The following is a 19,806-nucleotide window of genomic DNA, read 5'->3' as shown; positions in this document are numbered from 1 at the left end:
AGATGTGTATAAGAGACAGTCCCTATCCTCCCCACCGGCTACCTCAGACCTCTGGATCGCCTCCGTCGTCCCCCGGCAAACCCAACTCTGGCAGGGCTATCCGCAGGCGCAATTTATGACCCTAGACCAGATACCTCTGGCAGGGATATATCCCACGTTGGGCATCGATCGCGCTCTAGCCGTTTGGGGCGCGATCGCTACGATCGGCAGCCCAGTGTTGGTGATTGATGCCGGGACAGCCTTAACGTTGACGGGGGCTAATGCTCAGCAGCGATTGATCGGAGGAGCCATTCTACCCGGACTCCAATTGCAATTTCAGAGTCTGGGACAATCCACAGCAGCCTTACCTGTAGTGGATTGGCAAGATGCGATCGTCTTGCCGTCTCGGTGGGCAACGAGTACGCCAGAGGCGATCGCCAGTGGCATTTTGCATACCGTCTTGGCAGGTCTACAAAATTTTATTAATATATGGTGGGAGGAATTTCCGGCGACTCCGGTGGTGTTTACAGGCGGGGATGGCGATCGCCTGTACCGCTACCTGCTAACGCAAATGCCAGACTGGGCAGCGAAGTTAACCGTTGATCCAAATTTAATTTTCTGGGGAATGCGAGCGGTGCGACTAGGCTAAGGTGGTCAAACCATCAAAATAGTCCTGTAATTGCTGATCATGATCGTGGGAAAGGGTCCCGATCGGTAACATGCTGGGGGGGAAGGCCTGCACATCTGCCACTTCCATCTCGTCTTTAATCCGCATCACACCCTGGGCTTCTACTTCTACAACTACACAGATCGAGTGAATCCGGCGATCGCGCTCGGGGGAAGAATAAATGCCAACCAGACGGCGGATCTCAGAGACTTCTAAGCCAGTTTCTTCCTCTAATTCTCGATGAATGGTGGTGGTAATATCCTCCCCCCAATTCACCATGCCTCCCGGCAGTCCCCATTTTCCGTTATCTCGACGTTGAATTAAGACAATTCGACCATCTGGCAAGATGGGAATAATACTGGTTCCTGTCACGGGATGGCGAAACAGGATACCCAACACAGTTTGTGCAAAATGCCACAACCGACGCATAGGCTAGAGTGCTACCACAAAAACCAAACAATATGGTACTAATACACGACCCAGTTGCACTGTTCCTCACTGGAAGGTCAGAGACAAAACCAGGTAAGGCAACTGAGCTTGGTGATGCAACCGGAAATAGGATCGACCCAGGTAGAGCTCAGGTGATATGAACAGTCATCGCTCTAGGGAAGCGAGATCTGCTAAGACCTCTGCCGCATGGGATTCGGGTTTCACCTTTTTGTAGACTTTTTCGATCCTACCATTTGGATCAATGATGAAGGTTGTTCGTGTAATGCCCATGTATTCCTTACCCATAAACTTCTTCAAGCCATAGCACCCATAGGTGGTTGCGACCTGTCCCTCGGCATCCGATAACAGAGGAAACGGTAACTGAAACTTATTAGTAAATTTCGCATGGGATTTGGCATCATCCGTACTCACACCCAACACCACCACACCTTGCGCTTGCAAATCGGGATAGCTATCCCGAAATCCACAGGCTTCCTTGGTACAACCGGGCGTGTTATCGCGGGGATAGAAGTAGAGGACTACTCGCTTGCCCCTTAAGTCCACTAATTGGACTAGATTGCCCTGACCATCTGGCAAACTGAACTCTGGAGCCGGATCACCGGGATGAAGTGCCATAGGATTACAGCACCCCTTTCGAGCTAGGGATGGTATGGGCACGACGGGGATCAACTTCGGTTGCTATCCGCAGCGATCGGGCGAAGGCTTTGAAGGTGGCTTCAATAATATGGTGGGAGTTAATCCCATCCAGTTGCCGAATATGGAGGGTCATCTGGGAGTGATTGACCAGTGCCACAAAAAATTCGCGAACCAATTGAGTATCGTATGTACCAACTCGCTGGGTTGGGATGTCTAATCCGTAACTCAGATGGGGACGACCCGAGAAGTCGAGCGCCACTTGAATTAGGGCTTCATCCAAAGGGGCGAGAAAATGACCAAAGCGGACAATTCCTTTGCGATCGCCCAGTGCTTGCCCCAATGCCATCCCCAGGGTAATGCCCACATCTTCATTGGTGTGGTGGTCATCAATTTCCAGATCACCCGTTGCCTGCACATCCAGGTCGATTAAGCCATGTGAGGCAATTTGGTGCAACATGTGATCCAAAAACGGAATCCCTGTATTGGCAATACATTGTCCACTGCCATCCAGATCGATCGTCACTTGCACATCTGTCTCACCTGTTTTCCGGCTCACAGAAGCGTTACGGTGGGGCAGGTTCAGGCTTGGGGTTAGATTCAAAGGTCGATCGCTGGTTTGCATCAATTCAAATTCCGAAAGCTCATTCCTCTATTATTAACGCAATTTGGCTACCCATAAACCTTGCATAGCAGTGATATTGAGGATTTATGTAAGGGAACTTTAAGAAGATTAGTCCCTCACCTCTTAGCTGATATAGGAGTAATCAAATGGATAAGGAATCCGTCACAGTCAAAGTAGGCTCTATTGGTGATAAACTTTGGAATTTAAGTTTTCAAGTTGCCCTTACAGTAGAAGATAAATGGTATTTGGATATATTTGCTCACGATCCAATCAATATGAGAAAAGCTCCTATTTTGATAAGGTTAACCGAGCATAATTACCAAAGCTTCAAGGAGTTAATTCAGAAAACAGATGAAACTATTGTCCAATTACGGGAGAACAGGCAACAGAACCAACAGAAATTAATGGAACAGTTACGATCGCTGCCGACTGAACAATTATCATCGCTAGGAATCAATCCTGAATGGCTAAATTAGTTAGTCTTTAAGAAGACTATTACAGTGCTGTATAGTCTGGTTGTTCTTCAAACTTTGCCGGTGTACCATCGATCGAATCCAGTAAATCTCGAATGTAAGCTTCACCTTGAGAGATTCCCGCTTTTTCAACGATCGCTAATGCCTTGCGATAGGCTTCAGTGGCTTTAGTTTTATCCCCTAAATATTCGTGGTGCTGTCCCACTTCTACCAGAAATAAAGCGGCGACTTCGGGATGCTGGTGGAAGCGGTGAGTGGCGGCTTGCTGCAAAATGTCGATCGATTTTGGGTAATCCCCTAATTGCCAGTAAGCATCACTTAAATAATGAATCGCTTTAATTTCTAAATCCTGATTGTTGGCTGTCTTGGCTAGGGTAATGGCTTGTTGATAAAACTTAGTGGCTGGTTCCGGTTGCTGTTGGTTATAGTAGGCTGCTCCGATCGATAGAAGCGTAGCCGTCTCTAAATCTTGATCCTTTTGTTCACGAGCGATTCTTAACAGTTGGGGATAAATTTCTAAGGCTTTAGCATAATTCTCCTGAGCAAAGTAAGCGGCGGCTAAGGCATTGAGTGCTTGAGCGAATCGGCTGCGATCGTGGCTCTGGCTTGCCAATTTCACAGCCATTTCTAATGTCTTGATTGCCTGAGAATAATTTTCTAGATCACGATAGGTTTCACCTAAAACAATTAATCCTTTGACTTCTAAGTCGGAATTTGTCATGGAGCGAGCGATCGCCACAATTTTTTGGTAAGACTCGATCGCTTTTGGAAAACTTTGAAGGGCTGCATACACATCGCCTAAATTGCCCAGGGCTTCAATTTCTCCTGCTAGATCGCCAATCTCTTGATAAATCAAGATTGCTAATTTCAGAGTTTGTAATGCTCCACCATAATTCTGCGCTTCGGATTGGGTAATGGCTTGCTGCACCAAGCGATCGGCTTCGGCTTTCCGGTGCGACTTTGCCTGTACCCACGGGATTGTTTTAGTAGTAGCTATTGCAGGTTTTAGAGGTGATCCGCCGATAGCTTGTACGGGGGTAGCTAATGGGGCGATCGCCGTTACACTCAACAACGCCATACCGCCAAAAATTGAGCGCTGAAACAGAGACATGGGGTGAGCACTCCTTAAGGGGCGAAGAATTGCCACCAGATACAATTGCACTTCCCACAATTCCTGAATCATTTCTCTCTAATCAGCAATAAATTAGATGGTGTAAATTTTGGGGGTGATGTCGGAGAAAAATGTGATGACCATACATGTATTTTTGGCAGGGGCAAGTCGCGGGGTAGGACGGGAAATTGCTCATTGCTTAACGGCACAGCAGATTCAGGTGACGGCACTGTTACGATCGCCGGATGCCCAGCCGGAATTAGAGGCAATGGGAATTCGGGTCGTCATGGGTGATGCGCTGGATGCCGGGGCGATGGATCAGGCTATGCAGGGAGAACCGATTCACGCCGTGATCAGCACGATCGGGGGATTGCCCCAGGAGGGTGAGCGGTCTGACTTCAAAGGCAACAAGCATTTAATTGATGCGGCTGTGAAGGCTGGAGTACCCAAATTTCTTCTGGTGTCTTCGATCGGCAGTGGCGACAGTGTGGTGGCATTACCGCCTCAAGCGTTGCAAACCCTGGCAGAGGTGCTGAAAGAGAAGGAACAGGCAGAACAGCATTTAATCCACAGTGGGCTGACCTATACGATCGTGCGTCCCGGTGGGCTGAAATCGGAACCGGCAACGGGCAATGGGGTGTTAACGGAAGACTATCGAGTGGCTGGCATGATCCATCGCGCCGATGTAGCAGATTTAGTCTGTCGCTGTCTGCTGTCCGATCTCGCCAATGGGAAAGTCTTGTCTGCGGTCGATCGCAACATGTTCTACGGGTTACCCGAATTTGAAGAGTTTAAAGTGACTGAAACGGCTTAACCCATTTTTGCCCTAGTGCCCAGTCTAGAATCAGCCGAACGATCGTAAACAGCAGGATACTTTCGCCGATCATCAACACTAACGGCAACCAGGCAGTTTGGGGATGGGCAATATCTACCTGTGCTAATCCTCTGACTAAGCCAAATGCCAATACTGCCCCTGATTTCAGGTGGGCATTTTTGTCCTGGCGAATGATATAGCGATAGGTCACACCAAAGAGGAATCCCGATAGTTTGGCGATCGCGCCACTGATCACTAAACTGACAACGTTTTGGGCTGTCGGCAAACCAGTTATGTCTGGCAGTTGGCTGGCGAGGATGCGATCGTTGCCCAACACAATTAAGCCAAACGCTAGCGCAGCGGCGACGGCTCCCAAAATCCCGGCTTTCAGGGACTCAATCCGCTCTGTGAGGTCAATCCTGACCGCATCCCTGGTCAAATTCGTATCCTCTGATCGTTGCATCGTCATGCCGTATAGCTCAGTGATTCGTCGTGATAGTGCCGCTGCGATCGATAGTCTAATCCCTAATCGGTTCATTTCATCGGTTTTCGATCCATTGCGGCGACGGCGATTCACCGATACCACTTTGGATTATGATCAACGATGGAGTCATTTTGTAACGGCTATTTCACAAACTGTCATGGATATTCTCACCTTGGGTTGGGTTTCACTGTTAGTTGTCTTCACCTTCTCCATCTCGTTGGTTGTTTGGGCACGCAACGGGTTCTAAATCCTAGTGTTTGCTCTGGTCAAAGTTAATTTGGCAGACCGCTAGTTTTGGCAAATTCAGGTATTGCTGGACTTTAGACGATAGACATAATCATGCCCATCTCATCAATGGTCTATCGTCTGGAGCCTATTTTGCAGTCTTAAGGGTCAAACGGTACTGTGGAAAGTTCGTCAGTTTTTAGTGTTTTGGTCATTGCGGCATTTAGCATGTTGGTGCTAGTTACCGGTGGGATTGGTTACCTGACACTGGCGGAGTGGCGCGATCGGCGGCGGCAAGATCGCGAAAAGCGGGAACAACAGACACCCGCCAAGGGCAGTAAGAAACGGCGGTGACTCCACTGCCCCGTTCCAGCCAATCGCCGCTTTAAAGTTAGTTTAAAGATTTACCAAACTTTTATCAGGAAGCTGACTTGCGCGGTTTCTAGGTAGGAAATAATACCCAGGCTTTGATACGATCGCTGCTGAATAGCCATCCCACACCCTAACAGTAACCATGAGTCAACACCCAGACAGAATTGCTCCCCACGGTGGGCAACTAATTAATCGCTTAGCGTCTGATGCCCAACGGCAAGAATTTTTAGATAAGGCAGCCTATCTACCCGTAGTCCAGATCGATCAACGAGCGGTTTCTGACTTGGAATTGATCGCGATCGGGGGTTTCAGTCCGCTCACCGGATTTATGGGCCAGGCAGACTATATCCGGGTCGTGAATGAAATGCACCTGGCAAACGGCTTACCCTGGTCGATTCCGATTACCCTGTCTGTGACTGAAGAGGTTGCCGCTCCCCTGAAAGAAGGGACTCTGGTACGACTGGATGATACGGAAGGTCGGTTTGTTGGTGTCCTAGAGCTAACCGAGAAATATCACTATGACAAGCGACATGAAGCCCTGTCCGTCTACCGCACCAACGAGGATAAGCATCCCGGTGTCGCTGTGGTCTATAAGCAGGGTGAAGTCAACCTGGCAGGTCCGATCTGGTTGATGGAACGTCATCCCCATCCCCTGTTCCCCACCTATCAGATTGATCCGGCGGAATCCCGCGCGTTGTTCCGGGATAAAGGCTGGAAGACGATCGTCGGCTTCCAAACCCGCAATCCCATCCACCGGGCGCATGAATACATTATTAAGTGTGCGCTGGAAGTGGTGGATGGCTTATTCTTACATCCACTTGTGGGGGCAACCAAAGAAGATGATGTCCCGGCCGATGTGCGGATGCGGTGTTACGAAATTATGTTGGATCACTACTTCCCCCGAGAACGGGTGATTCTGGCAATTAATCCGGCGGCGATGCGGTATGCCGGCCCTCGGGAAGCCATTTTCCATGCCCTGATTCGCAAAAACTATGGCTGTACTCACTTCATTGTGGGTCGGGATCATGCGGGGGTCGGTGACTACTACGGTACCTACGATGCTCAACATATTTTTGATGAGTTCAAGCCGGAAGAACTGGGCATTACACCCATGAAATTTGAGCACGCCTTCTACTGCACTCGCACCCAGCAAATGGCGACAACCAAGACCAGCCCCAGTACGCGGGAAGAACGGATTCATCTGTCTGGAACAAAAGTGCGCGAAATGTTGCGTCGGGGCGAACTACCCCCGCCAGAATTCTCTCGTCCAGAAGTGGCGGCGGAACTGGCGCGTGCCATGCGGGCAGCTTACGAAGATCTGTTTCAGGACTACGCGATCTAATTGAAGCCACGATCGGTCAGCGAAAATTCATGTTCCCATGACCGATCGCTAATTCTCTGCAAAATTTCGATCGCAACGCCAAACCCCTATCCCCCATACCTGCTAGGCTGATAGCTGAGGCGGATAGCAGACGGCTTACCCATGAGGCGACGGGCGTTTTTACAGCAGACTGGATTGGCACTGGCAACCTGGGGTGCGAGTGGTTCACTTCTATGGCAATACAGCGATCGCTACCAACAGGTGCTAGCGGCTCCCACGGGGCGGAAGTTGGCATTACTGGTTGGCATTAACCAATACGCGGCGAGTGACCACCTCACGGGCTGTGTCACTGATGTGGAATTACAACGAGAATTGCTGGTCGCCCGGTTTGGCTTCCAGCCAGAGGATGTTTTGCTGCTCACGGATCAGAAGGCGACTCGGCAGGCGATCGTGACAGCCTTTACCGAGCATCTGATGCCATCCGTCCGTCCGAATGATGTCGTGGTGTTTCACTTCAGTGGCTACGGCAGCAATTTAACCCTCGGAGATGTCAACAAATCATCACATAATAGTTTGGTCGTGGCGGATGATGCAGTGACAGGCGGCGATGTGCCATTGGTGAATGATCTGTTGGAAGCAACACTCTGGTTACTCCTGCGATCGCTGCCCACGGATAAAGTTGTGGCGGTATTCGATACAGGCTATACCTATCCTGGCACTTCGTTACAGGGCAATCTGCGGGTGCGGGCAAAGTTGAATCCCTCTACGGCTCAACCGATCGCGGCAGAACTAGCCCTTCAGGAACAACTGTGGACTCAATTAATTGCCAACCGCCGAACGAGCGCGACCCGATCGGAACTTGCCTCGCAGCCTCCCGGTCTGGTTTTGGCAGCCACTGGTGACGGACAGGTTGCCCTGGAAGCCAAATGGCAGGGGTTCAGTGCTGGACTCTTTACCTATGCCCTGACCCAAACCTTGTGGCAGGCTACCCCCGCAACCACCTTACAAACTAGCTTCCGGCGAACCGCAGAACAGGTGCGGCGGCGAGTCAGTCAGCAACAACCGGAACTGAAAGGGCAAAAAAGTCAGGATGCGACCCGATTGCCCTATCCACCGAGTCAGTTAATCACATCAGGAGTCGATGGGGTCGTAGAAGCTGTCGAAGAAGGGGGCAGAGTGGCTCGGCTGTGGTTAGGCGGACTACCGGCGGCGGTCTTAGAGCAGTATGGAACCAATTCGTTGTTACAACTGGCGGAACCACTGGCAGGTGAACCATCCCCACCAACCCTGCTGCAAATTACCAGTCGGGAAGGCTTGGTTGCCAAAGCCCGAATTTGCTGTGCTAGTAATGAGCTAGAGGCAGACTCGTTTCCCCTACAAGCCGGACAGTGGGTACGAGAACAGGTGAGGGTGTTACCTCGTAATGTGGGGTTAACGGTGGCGATCGATCACACCTTAGAACGGATCGAACGGGTGGATGCGATTAGTGCATTATCGGCAATTCCGCATGTATCCTCAGCGATCGCTGGCGAGCAACCTGCCGATTATCTGTTTAGCAAACTGCAAAACCAGGAGTTGACTCAAGTGGCGGCTCTTCCTTCAGCCGCGATCGCCAGTACCACAACTCCAGCGAACATCAGTGCCAATGGGTACGGGCTGTTCTCCTCCGGGCGGGATACGATCTCCAGTACGGCAGGGGAGCGGGGAGAAGCGGTCAAAGTTGCCATTAAGCGGCTGGCTCCTACCCTCCAGACCCTATTAGCCGCAAAACTACTCAATCTCACGGTGAATGAGGCTACGTCGCAGTTAGGGGTACGGGTGACATTAGAAACCCTGACTCCTGAGCCCCGATCGCTGGTGCAGCAAGAAACCTCCCGCGCGGCTAATATCCCAAGCAGTAGTAAAGAGTCGTTGCTGGGACGGGCGGCTCCGGCTGAGCCTGGACGAATTAATCTGACGATCGGGAACCGCATTCGTTATCGAGTCGAAAACTTTAGCCCCTCTCCCCTCTACATGTTGCTGTTGGGCTTGGATAACAGTGGCGCGTTCTTCTATCTCAATCCCTTTGATCCCCAGGTGGCAGATCCCGCTACCGCCGAACATATTGCGGTGGGCACTACCCTGATCCTGCCCGCCACGACATCACCGTTTCAGTGGATGTTGCGCCATCCGGCGGGGCTGAGTGAAAACTATCTAATTTTTAGTCAGGCACCCTTTACACAGACTTTAGCAACTCTGGCAACGGGAATTCGTCCCAGCCCCGATTCACCCGCCCTGAATGTGGTCGTGAATCCGTTGGATGTGGCTCAGGCAGTGCTCCAAGATCTGCATCAAGCCAATGGGGCAACAACCTACCCAATTCCTGTGCCCCCCGATAGTGTGGCATTGGATGTCAATGTTTGGGCAACCCTACGCTTTGCTTATCAGGTTGGGTAGAGAACGCTTGCATATTGGGTGTGTCTCCCTGCCAGGACGCGATCCATTCCAGCACCAATCGATTCACTTCCTCAGGACGCTCATCATGGGGACAGTGCCCTGCATTGGCCAACTCGACTAATTGCAAATTCGGGTTATAGGCAGCGAACTCCTGGGCCAGGTAAGTGGGAATCATGCGATCCTGTTGCCCCCAAACCAGCAATAGCGGAATTTGCAGTTGGGGTAACAGGGTTTTCACCGGGGGACCAAATTTGACGCTGGTCATGGATTTGAGAATGGCACAAAAGGCCTGAGCCGAACCGCGATCCTGGGCGGGACCGACCAAAATATCGATCAGTTCATCGGTGACAACATCCCGACTGGCATAGGCGATCGCTGCCCAGGGGCGCACAACTCTCGGACGGCTAACGATCCGAAACAGGGGTTTTAACAGCCAGGGTGAGGTAAACAGTCCTTCGATCGCCGCGACGATCGGACGCACCGCCTTAGGGATCATCTCTTCCCGCACCGATGGATCCGGTAGGCTCAACATCACCACACCCTGCACCATATCGGGATACTTCGCTGCCGCCGCTAAACAAATCAACGACCCGATCGAGTTACCGACGAGAACTACTGGTTGGCGAATGAACGTTTGCCAGAAGTCATAAACCTGCTCTACCCAAAAGGCGGCATCATAGGGAGCCGCGGCCTTTTCTGAAGCCCCAAAGCCCAGCATATCCAGGGCATAGACGGTATGGTGTTGTGCCAGTTCGCTAATATTATGTCGCCAATGCCCGATCGACGCGCCAAAGCCATGCAACAGAATTAACGGCGTGGAACTTTGGGAATTGGGCGATCGCACATAGGTATACCGGGTCTGCCAACCCCGCCACACCCAATCACGCTGACTACCCACTCGCTGCTGCCAGGGAATGCTACTCGTTACCATGACCTCAAATTCAGTCCTAGGGATTCTGTTTCTATTCTAGGCGCACTCCCACTGCCCCACCTGACCCATCTCCCCTACCTGCCTCATCTCCCCATTGCTGCCAAAACTTGGATTTCCATTAACAATCCGGCAGAAATCGAAAGAGAGTGGGTAGAATGACAGGTACGACTAATAATCTGAACGCTTTGGAGCTATACTATTTACCTTCTGAAGTGTTCTTTGAAGCTTGACGACAGGTTCCGCAGTCTTTTCTTGACCCCTGGTTTTGTGTGGATTCAAGCCCTGCTGAGGACTAGCCATTCGTTGTCAACCCCTACTCTGTAAACTATTTACTGCCTGTGACTGACAAAAGACCAAACCGCGACTTACCAACCATCAACGAACGCATTCGATTTCCGAAAATTCGAGTCATTGACGCTGACAATACCCAGTTAGGGATTATGAGTCCGCGTGAGGCCCTCCAGCTAGCTGAGGAAAAAGAATTAGATCTGGTTTTAGTCAGTGATAAGGCAGACCCCCCGGTTTGCCGCATTATCGACTATGGTAAATATAAATTCGAGCAAGAGAAAAAAGCTCGGGAAGCGAAGAAGAAGCAGCATACGGTTGACGTTAAAGAAGTCAAAATGCGCTACAAGATTGAGGAGCATGATTATAACGTGCGCCTGAATCAGGCCAAGCGGTTTTTGAAAGATGGGGATAAAGTCAAAGCCACCATCATGTTCCGAGGTCGCGAAATTCAACACAGCGACATTGCTGAAGATTTACTCAACCGGTTGGCTGGAGATTTGCAAGAACTGGCAGAAGTGCAACAGGCTCCGAAAAAAGAAGGGCGCAACATGATGATGCTGCTAGCCCCGAAAAAGTAAGGATCAGGATCAGGGGATGGGTTGCTTAGTGGGTTCCCGCCCTGTCGATCGCCCATTTCCCTGGGTCGTTATTTGTCCCAGCTCGGCTATCGGTAAAACTTTTTGCCACTAGTGTCGGAAGTGTATCTAAAATGAAAGCCATTCCGGGCATTCTAGTAACGTGCTACTACTTAGCGCATTCAGGGACATGCTACGACACGGGAAGCAAATGTTGAATGGGACTCAACCACCAAAGGCAAATTAACGGCAACTGGGGGCAGAAACTATTACAGTGGGTCAATCTCCGACCCGAGGAGAGTGAGCGAACCTTTCTGATGTTCGCCTTCTATACCGTCACCTCGATCGGGTTAGTTTGGCTGGAAGCGAGTACGATCGCGCTATTCCTGCGGGAATATCGGGCAGAAACTGGGTTGCCCTGGGTCTATATTGCCAGTGCGGGGATCGGCTCTGGGCTGGGGTTTCTGTATTCCTGGTTGCAGCGCTATCTCCCATTGCGGCGCGTTATTGTGATTATTGCCGTGTTAATGGCACTCCCCTTAATTCCGTTTTGGTGGGGCTTAAATAACTCGGAGCAGATCTATTTTTCTACCATGCAACTGGCGGGCATCCAGTTTAATCCCTGGACAGTCAGTTTGGTTGCCGTCACGGTATTTCTGATGCGCCTGTGGTTAGAGGCAATCTATGTCTTAAATGACCTAAATACCTCGATTACCGCCAATCAGTTATTTAATATTCGTGAGATTAAGCGCACCTTTCCCTTAATCAGCAGTGGCATTCTGTTAGCGGATGTTCTGAGTGGCTTTTCGCTTAAACTCCTGATTGATCATGTGGGGTTAACCAATGTCGTGATCCTGGCTTGCCTGATGATGCTGATCGGCGCTGGCATCCTATTTTATTTAAGCCAAAAATATCAGCAAGCCTTTCCCGAGTTTTTGTGGCGACGATCGCGGGAAGAACGACAGACGGAATTTACCAATCGCACGATTCGCGGACCGCTACGCTTTTATGTCGTTCTACTGTTTGTCTTTTTTATCTTGGCGCAGGTGCTGTTTCTGCTGATTGATTTTCAGTTTCTCAGCCAGTTACAGGAGCAAAAAACCGAGGATGAGGTGGCGATTTTCCTCGGCTTCTTCAGTGGTTTCCTGGGCATTTGCGAGTTAGGAATGCAATGGTTAGCCTCTAGCCGCGTGATTGAACGGGCAGGTGTGTTTGCTTCGTCGGTGCTACTGCCTGGGGTAATTGCGGTGCTGGGAACCGCTGTGATGGTAGTCGCTGGCTTTGGCTGGGCGCAAATTCTATTTGGTACGCTCCTATTTCTCAAGTTTCTGGATGAATTGCTGCATTACACCCTATTTACCAGTGTGGGGCCCGTCCTGTTCCAACCGATTCGGGAAGAATTACGCAGTAACATTCAGGCGATGGTACGGGGAGTGGCTGATCCCCTGTCTACCGGAGCGACGGGACTGGCGCTATTAGGGCTTGCCTGGATTAGTACCAGCACTCCGATCGGGGAGGCGGCGCTGAATTGGGTGTATGCCGCGATCGTGATTTTGGCGATCGTCTGGGTCTTCACGATTTATTTCCTACAAGCGAAATATGTCGGGCTGCTCGTGATTAGTGCGGAACGGGGGCAGTTAAGTGGGGATGCTGACCTGCGGGAGCTGAAACGGGCCGTTGCCGAAACGTTGGATCGACCCGAAACTGAAGCCAACAAAAAATCCTGTATTGAAGTTTTAAGCCAACTGGATCCCAAGAATGTGGGTGAAGTATTGGCTCCAGTGTTACTGAAGCTTTCCCCCGCGCTTCAGCGTAAAAGCTTAGAGGTGATGATGGCGTATCCCAGTACCGCCTATCTATCTCCGATTAAAGCATTGATTGAGCAAAATCCGCCCCCCGACGTGCTAGCAGTGGCTTTGCGGTATGTCTGGATTACCGAGGAAGAACCGGATATCCGCCAACTTAAGCCCTATCTGCGTCCGGAAGTGGATCCCGTCGTGCGGGGAACGGCAGCGTCACTGATGATGCGGCGGGGCAATCCGACCCAGAAAGCTGAAGCGACCAATACCCTGCGCCGGATGTTGACCCACAAGAAAGAGCGGGAACGGGTGATGGGGTGTCGGGCGTTGGGGGAAGCCGTCTATCTCCAGGCGTTGCGAATTTATATTGAGCCATTATTGCAGGATGAATCTCTGCGGGTGCGCTGTGCCCTGTTGGAGGCGATCGCTGCCACCCATTTGGAGGAATTTTATCCATCTTTGCTGCGGGGCTTGCATTATAAATCAACTCGGGAAGCCGCCATGAAAGCGCTAGTCCGGCTGGAAAATGATGCTGTACCGATGCTAGTTAGGGTGGCGGAGGATATTCATAAACCTGATTTAGTTCGGCTGTATGCGTGGCGGGCGATCGGACAGATTGGGACAATTCAAGCGGTGGATGCGCTGATCTCTCACCTGATGACCGCCTGGGGCAGCGATCGGCGCAGCCTGCTCAAAATTTTGCTGGAAATTCCGGACGATCGCGGGATTGAAAGTGTGCTGAAGCGGTTGGGACGGAGTGGGATTGAACGCATGATTGATCAAGAACTGATGTTCATTGGTCAAACCCTGGCAGCGCTGCTAGATTTGGCACCGGAGCAGGTGTCGTTGCAGGAGGCGAACCTGCTGCGGCGAGCTTTGCGGGATTTGCAGGGAGATGCCAAGGAGCGGTTATTTATGCTGATGAAATTTCTGTATCCGATTGGCTCGATTAAAGCGGCAGCGTATAACCTGCAATCGAACTCCCATACCAACATGGCACAGGGGCTAGAAATTCTTGACAATACGCTGGATATCCCGAGTAAACGGGCATTGTTAAGTATTTTGGATAACAACTCTGACCAGGAGCAATTACGAAGTCTGGCAGAAATTGTCACCTATGAACCGATGACTCCGAGCGATCGGCTGCGGCGGTTACTAGATCTGCGGCATTTCCTGTCGGATTGGACGTTGGCATGCTGCTTTCAACTGGCTCGACGGGCACACTGGAGCTTAACGGCGGATCAAATTCTGGCGTGTTTGCGCCATCCCCGAGGATTTGTGCGAGAGGCGGTTCTAGCTTATTTATGGATGGCATCGCCCCGCGCCTTGCAAGAGTTGTTACCTATGTTGAAAAGTGATCCTGATCGTCTGGTTGCCGATCAGGTCAAACAAATGATGCAAAAGTTACAGTCTAGCCAGAAGGGGCAGCGAACAACGTTGGGGCAATCCTCCGCACCGCCTCGACCACCGGATGGACAGCCGCGTCATCTGCCTGGGCTGGAACCAATTTAGTCATACTGGGAGAAATGAGTATAGTATGGGCGAGGAATCTGGGGATAATAACTCTAGCGGGATGACTCGCCACTTCGTTGCTATCGGGTGCGTGCCAGGACACTTGCAATAAATCTATGCTCAACAGCTTTCAGCGGCTATTGTTTATTCGGGAAGTCCCAGTCTTTAAGGAACTGCGAGATGAGTTTCTGGCAAGGCTGGCCGCCGTTATGGATGAGCTATCGTTTCCCGCTAACCACACGATTTTTACGAAAGGGCAGGAAGGGCGATCGCTGTATGTGGTAGTGTCTGGTCGAGTGCGAGTTCACATTGCCAATCAGGAGATTGTCCAGCTTGAGCAGGGACATTGTTTTGGAGAAATGGCATTGTTTGACGCGGAACCACGATCGGCTTCTGTCACAACCCTGATTCCCTCAGATTGTTTGGTGTTGACGCAGCAACAGTTGTATGAAGCGATCGAAGAAAACCCTGCGATCGCGGTCAATATTATCCGAGTGCTGTCTCACCGGATTCGGGATCTGAATCAAAAAGTGAACATGCTACAACAAACCGCACCCTCTGCGCCAACTCCGCCCTCCCGAATCTACAATTCAGCCCATCTCAGGTAACAAACTGGCAGATCAGCTTAGCCACCAGGATGCGTCCAATCCGGTGCTAAGGTACGGACTCGTTGTAGCCGTTGCAGAATGCGGTGAGCCAGATCCACTCCCGCGATCGGTTTACATAGGTAGTCATCTGCCCCGGCAGTAAAGGCTCGCTTCTGGCTGTGGTCATCGGTTAGCGCACTCAGAAACAAAATGGGTAAGCGTTGCCAATCAGGATCACTCCGAACAAGTTGGCATAGTTCAAACCCGGTAATTTGAGGCATGAGGGCATCCATCACAATCACATCCGGAGTCACGGTCTGTAACACCGTCCAGAACTGTTGTGGTTCAGCCAGAGCTGTGATTTCAAAATCCCAGGGTTTCAGTAGCGCCGATAAGGTACTTAACCAGGTTTGATCGTCATCCACCAGAATCACTTTTGCCGATCGCGCCGTTTGATGCAGGAATTGTTTGATATGAACGATCACCTGCTGGGGCGACATGAGGATGTCGAGAAACAGTGGGCTACCCTGCCGTACAGCCGCTAAACGATCGCTCAACTCGCGGCGATCGCAGAGGACAACGATCGGTACGTCTGGGTAGTGGGTCGCCAACCCCGACATGACGGTGGTGATAGAACGGTTAGATGTAATGCGAAGGAGGATAACGTCCGGCGACATCACTTGGGAGGACTGCCATCCTGCCATTTCCCGCTCCTCGGATGTGGTAATTTCTGTTTGCATCCCGTATTCTGCCGCGATCGGGGTAAGGGATTGTGCCAGGTCAGCCTCCAGATCGACCATTAACATTCGTAAGGTAGGCTGATCCAATGGGGAAGAGAGAGAAAGAGTGGTTGTCTGCTCAATCTCTTGCTGAAGCTTTGTCACCAATGGGATCAACTTAAAAGCCTCTGGCGGGGGCAAGGGAATTTGCAGTGCCAGATGATGCTCCAGGTGGCGGCATAACTGCATTGCTTGAGTTAACCCGAAGATGCCCAATGTACCTGCAAGCTTGTGGGTGCTCTGTTGTACCTGCTGTTGTAATTTGGCAGTCCAGCGATCGACTGATAGGACTTGGATAGTTTGCTGAAGTTCGATGATCTGCTGCAAACACTTGGGGCGGGTGGTAGTCCACGTTTGCTGGAGAAACGCCAGGTATTGGTGTTGGGCATCGGCGGGCGGTGTATAGGAGTTGTTGTCAGTAGGCTGAGGAATGGTTAGTGCTGACTCTGCCACAGTTGACTCTGGGGCTTTCAGGTAATAGCCGCGCCCATGAATCGTAGAAATCAGATCAGGAGGGGCGCCTGCGGCAACTAGCTTCCGCCGAATCCGCCGAATATGGGAACGCACAGTCGCTTCCGCTGGAAATTCGGCTGCCGACCACAGGCGATCGAGAATTTCTTCGGTACTCAGAACCTGCTGGCTTTCCCGCAATAACAGTTCTAATAATTCATATTCCTTGGTGGTTAAGCTGAGGGGGCGATCGGCATAGGTGATTTGGCTGGTACTGGGGTTCAAACATAAGTCGCCCCATTGCAATAACGGAAACGGTTGGGCACTGCCTCGACGCAATAATGCCCGCACTCTCGCAATCAGTTCCGCCAGATCAAAGGGTTTCACCACATAATCGTCGGCTCCCGCATCTAATCCCTGGACTTTTGTGGTGCTGGTGTCCTGGGCTGTGAGTAGCAGAATTGGCGTGGTGTAACCGGCGGCGCGAAACCGTTGGCATAAACTAATCCCATCTCCCTGCGGCAGGATCACATCCAGCACGATCAGGTCGTACTCGAAGGTAGAACCATAGCTCCATCCAGTTTCGCCATCTTTGACGGCATCGACAATGTAGTGATGATCGGTCAGGCTTTTGGTCAGGAGCTTGACTAAAACATCATCATCTTCGACCAGGAGGATCTTCATAGCGATGGTTACCAATGAAGAATCTTGGCAATTTGTCCAGGCAAATCCAGGGAGTTAAAGGGTTTAGTGATCACTCCACTGACTCGTAGATCGTTGAACTGTCGTCTCTCAGCCGTTTGGGCTTTAGCGGTTAACAGAATGACGGGAATATGCTCTGTTTGAATATGGGACTGAAGGGCTTTGAAGGTGGCAATCCCATCCATATCTGGCATCATCACATCTAACAAAATGGCATCTGGTTGTTCCCGTTGTGCCGTTTGAATGCCGATCGTGCCGGAACTGGCGGTTAACACTTCCCAACCTGCTGCCATTTTGATGCCGAACTGGACAACGGTTTGAATCGCTTCTTCATCATCAATAATCAAAATCCGTTTGGTCGTCATAGGCGAGCGATATCACTCAGGCAAGGCTGGCAAGGTGAACGAAAAAGTGCTGCCCTGTCCCAGCCCACTTTCAGCCCAAATCTTGCCATCATGTTGTTCAATAATTTTACGACAGATGGTTAACCCTAAGCCTGTGCCCCCTTTTTTGCGGGAATCAGACGAATCCACTTGTTGGAATCGTTCAAAGATTCGTTCCAGTTGATCCGCCGGAATTCCCTGTCCCTGATCGCGCACCTGAAACAGGGCGATCGGCGGGGGGTAGGGCAGATTCAGTTTGGCGCTGGAGACGGGTTGGACTGAAGACACCTGATAGCGAGAGGTGATCACGGTATGGGTAATAGATTCCACCGTGAGCCAGACGGTTCCTCCAGGAGCGGAAAACTTGATGGCATTACTGAGTAGGTTAATCAGGGTTTGCAGAATATAGTCGGAGTCCGCCCAAATTGACAGATCCAGTGGCTGGGTCATCAGCGTGACTCCATGCTGGTCTGCCATTGCTTGCATGACTTCCGTTGCCCGGATCATTAAGTTAGCGGCATTGCACACCTGCCGATCCATCACCACGTTGCCCGATTCAATTCGCTGCAAATCCAATACATTATTGACCAATCGGACTAAGCGTTCCGTACTGTCATCGGCGATCCCTAACATTTGCTGCCCACCGGGGGTCAATGCGCCTAACCGTCCGGTTGCCAAAATTTTCAGGGCACTATGCAATGAAGTCAGCGGCGTTCGCAGTTCGTGGCTGACCACAGAAATGAACTCATCTTTCATCCGTTCGATCGCTTTACGATCGCTGATATCGCTGGTCAGGGCAAAAAAGCCCTTAACCACCTGCTGCTCATCCTGATGGGGAATATAAGTGACATTGACCGATCGCACACTGCCATCATACAGAACAATCTCATTCTCATAGGTCACAACTTGTCCCGCTAAGGTGGCTTCTACATACGGTCGCATCCGTTGATAGCAGTCCGTTGCCCAAACCTGTTGCAAATGCCGACCCCAAATGGCTTCGGGAGCCTGTCCTAGCCAATCGGCATAGGCTTGATTGTTAAACCGATAGTTTTGCTGGTCATCCACATAGGCAATCAGAACGGGTAGTGCATTGGTAATCAAACGCAGTTGTTCTTCACTTTGCCGTAGCGCCGCCTCCGCTTGCATACGATCGTTGATTTCCTGTTGCAGATTGCGATTCACCTCCTGCAATTCCGCTGTCCGCACTTCCACTAATTCTTCTAACCGTTCCAACAATTGGGCTTGAGCTAAGGCAATGCTGATCTGGTCTGCCAGTTGTTGCATCAGTTCTAACTCAAAATCAATCCAATGCCGGGGACTGTTGCACTGGTGAGCAATGAGCAAGCCCCAGAGTTGATGTTGGGCATTGAGATCGCTGGGTGGCTGGGAGTTGAGATTTTGCAGGATCGGGACAATCAACTTGGCTTTGATATTGAATTGATCAACGAACTCCACTAAGCAGTTGGCTAGTCCGGCGGTTGGCTCATGCACATCGGCGATCGCCCGCACCCGTCCCTGGGCATAGAGTTGCTGATAATCGAACGGAAACACTTCCTCCGGGAAGGACATCTCCAAAATGGGTTGGTGGTCAGGCAAAACCGCTTCACTGATCGCTTTACCCGTCCCATCGGGGAAGACCTGATAAATCAGGACGCGATCGGCGTGTAAAATGCGCTGAACTTCTGTGACGGTCGTATGCAGAATTTCTTTGAGCTGAAGCGACTGCCGAATTTTGAGAGTGACTTCCGAAAATAGCTCAACTCGTTGCCGTTGTCGCCGTAGTTCATCCTCGGTGGCGCGTTGGTGTTGGCTAATATGGCGCAGAACGAGTAAATGGGCAGACGGCAATACCTGAGGGGTCAAGGTGTATTCCACGTCTAAACATGTGTCTGTAGTAGAGCAGAGAGTTAACCGGCCGATCGCGGGCTGTCTAGCTTGCAGGAATGGCTCCAGTAGAGGGGCGGTGTCCTGAGTAATGGTGAACTCGGAGATACAGCGTCCGACTAACTGTTGGCGGGGTGTCTCCAACAGTTGGCAGATAGCTGGATTAGCATCGATAATTCCCCCCCGATCGTCGAGCAAGGCGATCGCATCTATAGCCTGTTCCAGGAGGGACGGCAGCGATCGAGGGGATGACTGACGGGAGTTTTTACTGGAGCGGTTCGGGTGCCCAGAGGGCGAAAATGGACGAGGAGAACGCTTAGCCACTA

19 protein-coding genes are annotated in these 19,806 nt (G+C 51.1%); 10 read left to right on the top strand and 9 right to left on the bottom strand.

From position 1 onward, the window contains the following. A partial coding sequence (locus tag ACN4EK_RS22055) for a pantothenate kinase (protein ID WP_431660427.1) occupies positions 1–628 on the top strand: 628 nt, incomplete at its 5' end. Here ACN4EK_RS22055 and ACN4EK_RS22050 read toward each other — a convergent pair. The 3 genes from ACN4EK_RS22050 to hisB all read right to left on the bottom strand — a co-directional run bounded on the left by ACN4EK_RS22050 (position 620) and on the right by hisB (position 2,354). Continuing rightward, positions 620–1,075 carry an NUDIX domain-containing protein gene (locus ACN4EK_RS22050; protein ID WP_431660425.1) on the bottom strand — a complete coding sequence of 152 codons (456 nt, stop codon included), beginning with the start codon at positions 1,073–1,075 and terminating at the stop codon, positions 620–622. The two genes, ACN4EK_RS22055 and ACN4EK_RS22050, sit on opposite strands and share 9 nt — an antisense overlap. 165 nt (positions 1,076–1,240) lie before the next feature. Further along, complete coding sequence (gene bcp, locus ACN4EK_RS22045; RefSeq protein ID WP_431660423.1) at positions 1,241–1,711, bottom strand: thioredoxin-dependent thiol peroxidase; 471 nt, start codon at positions 1,709–1,711, stop codon at positions 1,241–1,243. Between the two features lie 4 nt (positions 1,712–1,715). Beyond that, entirely contained in the window at positions 1,716–2,354 is a 639-nt protein-coding gene (gene hisB / locus ACN4EK_RS22040; protein ID WP_431660422.1) for an imidazoleglycerol-phosphate dehydratase HisB, read from the bottom strand. 146 nt (positions 2,355–2,500) lie between these two features. Here hisB and ACN4EK_RS22035 point away from each other — a divergent pair, with 146 nt between their 5' ends. Further along, entirely contained in the window at positions 2,501–2,830 is a 330-nt protein-coding gene (locus ACN4EK_RS22035; protein ID WP_431660421.1) for a hypothetical protein, read from the top strand. 19 nt (positions 2,831–2,849) lie between these two features. Here the strand turns inward: ACN4EK_RS22035 and ACN4EK_RS22030 are convergent, their stop codons facing one another. Next, positions 2,850–4,010, bottom strand: a complete 1,161-nt coding sequence (locus tag ACN4EK_RS22030) for a tetratricopeptide repeat protein (protein WP_431660419.1) — start codon at positions 4,008–4,010, stop codon at positions 2,850–2,852. A 64-nt stretch (positions 4,011–4,074) separates the two neighbouring features. Here ACN4EK_RS22030 and ACN4EK_RS22025 point away from each other — a divergent pair, with 64 nt between their 5' ends. Next, positions 4,075–4,752, top strand: coding sequence for an SDR family oxidoreductase (locus tag ACN4EK_RS22025; protein ID WP_431660418.1), 678 nt, complete (start codon positions 4,075–4,077; stop codon positions 4,750–4,752). Here ACN4EK_RS22025 and ACN4EK_RS22020 read toward each other — a convergent pair. Next, positions 4,730–5,221 (bottom strand): hypothetical protein, encoded by a 492-nt coding sequence (locus tag ACN4EK_RS22020; protein ID WP_431660417.1) that lies wholly within the window; start codon positions 5,219–5,221, stop codon positions 4,730–4,732. The genes ACN4EK_RS22025 and ACN4EK_RS22020 overlap by 23 nt on opposite strands. Between ACN4EK_RS22020 and petN the strand changes: the two genes are divergently transcribed. From petN to ACN4EK_RS22000, 4 genes are all read left to right on the top strand, one after another. After that, complete coding sequence (gene petN, locus ACN4EK_RS22015) at positions 5,220–5,483, top strand: cytochrome b6-f complex subunit PetN (protein ID WP_431660416.1); 264 nt, start codon at positions 5,220–5,222, stop codon at positions 5,481–5,483. The two genes, ACN4EK_RS22020 and petN, sit on opposite strands and share 2 nt — an antisense overlap. Before the next feature lie 158 nt (positions 5,484–5,641). Beyond that, positions 5,642–5,815 carry a hypothetical protein gene (locus ACN4EK_RS22010; protein ID WP_431660415.1) on the top strand — a complete coding sequence of 58 codons (174 nt, stop codon included), beginning with the start codon at positions 5,642–5,644 and terminating at the stop codon, positions 5,813–5,815. A gap of 160 nt (positions 5,816–5,975) precedes the next feature. Then, the gene (gene sat, locus ACN4EK_RS22005; protein WP_431660414.1) at positions 5,976–7,175 is read left to right on the top strand and encodes a sulfate adenylyltransferase; all 1,200 of its coding nucleotides are present in this window, start codon (positions 5,976–5,978) and stop codon (positions 7,173–7,175) included. 141 nt (positions 7,176–7,316) lie between these two features. Continuing rightward, entirely contained in the window at positions 7,317–9,590 is a 2,274-nt protein-coding gene (locus ACN4EK_RS22000; protein WP_431660413.1) for a caspase family protein, read from the top strand. On the opposite strand, the gene ACN4EK_RS21995 is transcribed toward ACN4EK_RS22000, so the two are convergent. Then, the gene (locus ACN4EK_RS21995; protein WP_431660412.1) at positions 9,547–10,521 is read right to left on the bottom strand and encodes an alpha/beta fold hydrolase; all 975 of its coding nucleotides are present in this window, start codon (positions 10,519–10,521) and stop codon (positions 9,547–9,549) included. The two genes, ACN4EK_RS22000 and ACN4EK_RS21995, sit on opposite strands and share 44 nt — an antisense overlap. A 338-nt stretch (positions 10,522–10,859) precedes the next feature. On the opposite strand from ACN4EK_RS21995, the gene infC reads away from it, so the two are divergent. The 3 genes from infC (at position 10,860) to ACN4EK_RS21980 (ending at position 15,303) form a co-directional block, all read left to right on the top strand. Then, positions 10,860–11,387 (top strand): translation initiation factor IF-3, encoded by a 528-nt coding sequence (gene infC / locus ACN4EK_RS21990; RefSeq protein ID WP_431660411.1) that lies wholly within the window; start codon positions 10,860–10,862, stop codon positions 11,385–11,387. Positions 11,388–11,602: 215 nt separating this feature from the next. Continuing rightward, positions 11,603–14,695, top strand: a complete 3,093-nt coding sequence (locus ACN4EK_RS21985) for an MFS transporter (RefSeq protein WP_431660409.1) — start codon at positions 11,603–11,605, stop codon at positions 14,693–14,695. A 116-nt stretch (positions 14,696–14,811) separates the two neighbouring features. After that, positions 14,812–15,303, top strand: a complete 492-nt coding sequence (locus ACN4EK_RS21980) for a Crp/Fnr family transcriptional regulator (RefSeq protein ID WP_431660408.1) — start codon at positions 14,812–14,814, stop codon at positions 15,301–15,303. Between the two features lie 17 nt (positions 15,304–15,320). Here the strand turns inward: ACN4EK_RS21980 and ACN4EK_RS21975 are convergent, their stop codons facing one another. From ACN4EK_RS21975 to ACN4EK_RS21965, 3 genes are read right to left on the bottom strand one after another with little or no spacing between them, the layout of a single operon-like run. Next, entirely contained in the window at positions 15,321–17,195 is a 1,875-nt protein-coding gene (locus ACN4EK_RS21975) for a response regulator (RefSeq protein WP_431660407.1), read from the bottom strand. 8 nt (positions 17,196–17,203) lie between these two features. Next, on the bottom strand, positions 17,204–17,578 hold the full coding sequence (locus ACN4EK_RS21970; RefSeq protein ID WP_431660405.1) for a response regulator: 375 nt from the start codon (positions 17,576–17,578) through the stop codon (positions 17,204–17,206). A gap of 12 nt (positions 17,579–17,590) precedes the next feature. After that, entirely contained in the window at positions 17,591–19,804 is a 2,214-nt protein-coding gene (locus ACN4EK_RS21965; protein ID WP_431660403.1) for an ATP-binding protein, read from the bottom strand. Positions 19,805–19,806 lie beyond the last annotated feature (2 nt).

Source organism: Pantanalinema rosaneae CENA516, assembly GCF_050753385.1.
GTDB classification, from domain to species: Bacteria; Cyanobacteriota; Cyanobacteriia; order Leptolyngbyales; family Leptolyngbyaceae; genus Pantanalinema; species Pantanalinema rosaneae.
The sequence above is the reverse complement of the archived record's forward strand: the minus strand, read 5'-3'. Positions and strand labels throughout refer to the sequence as shown.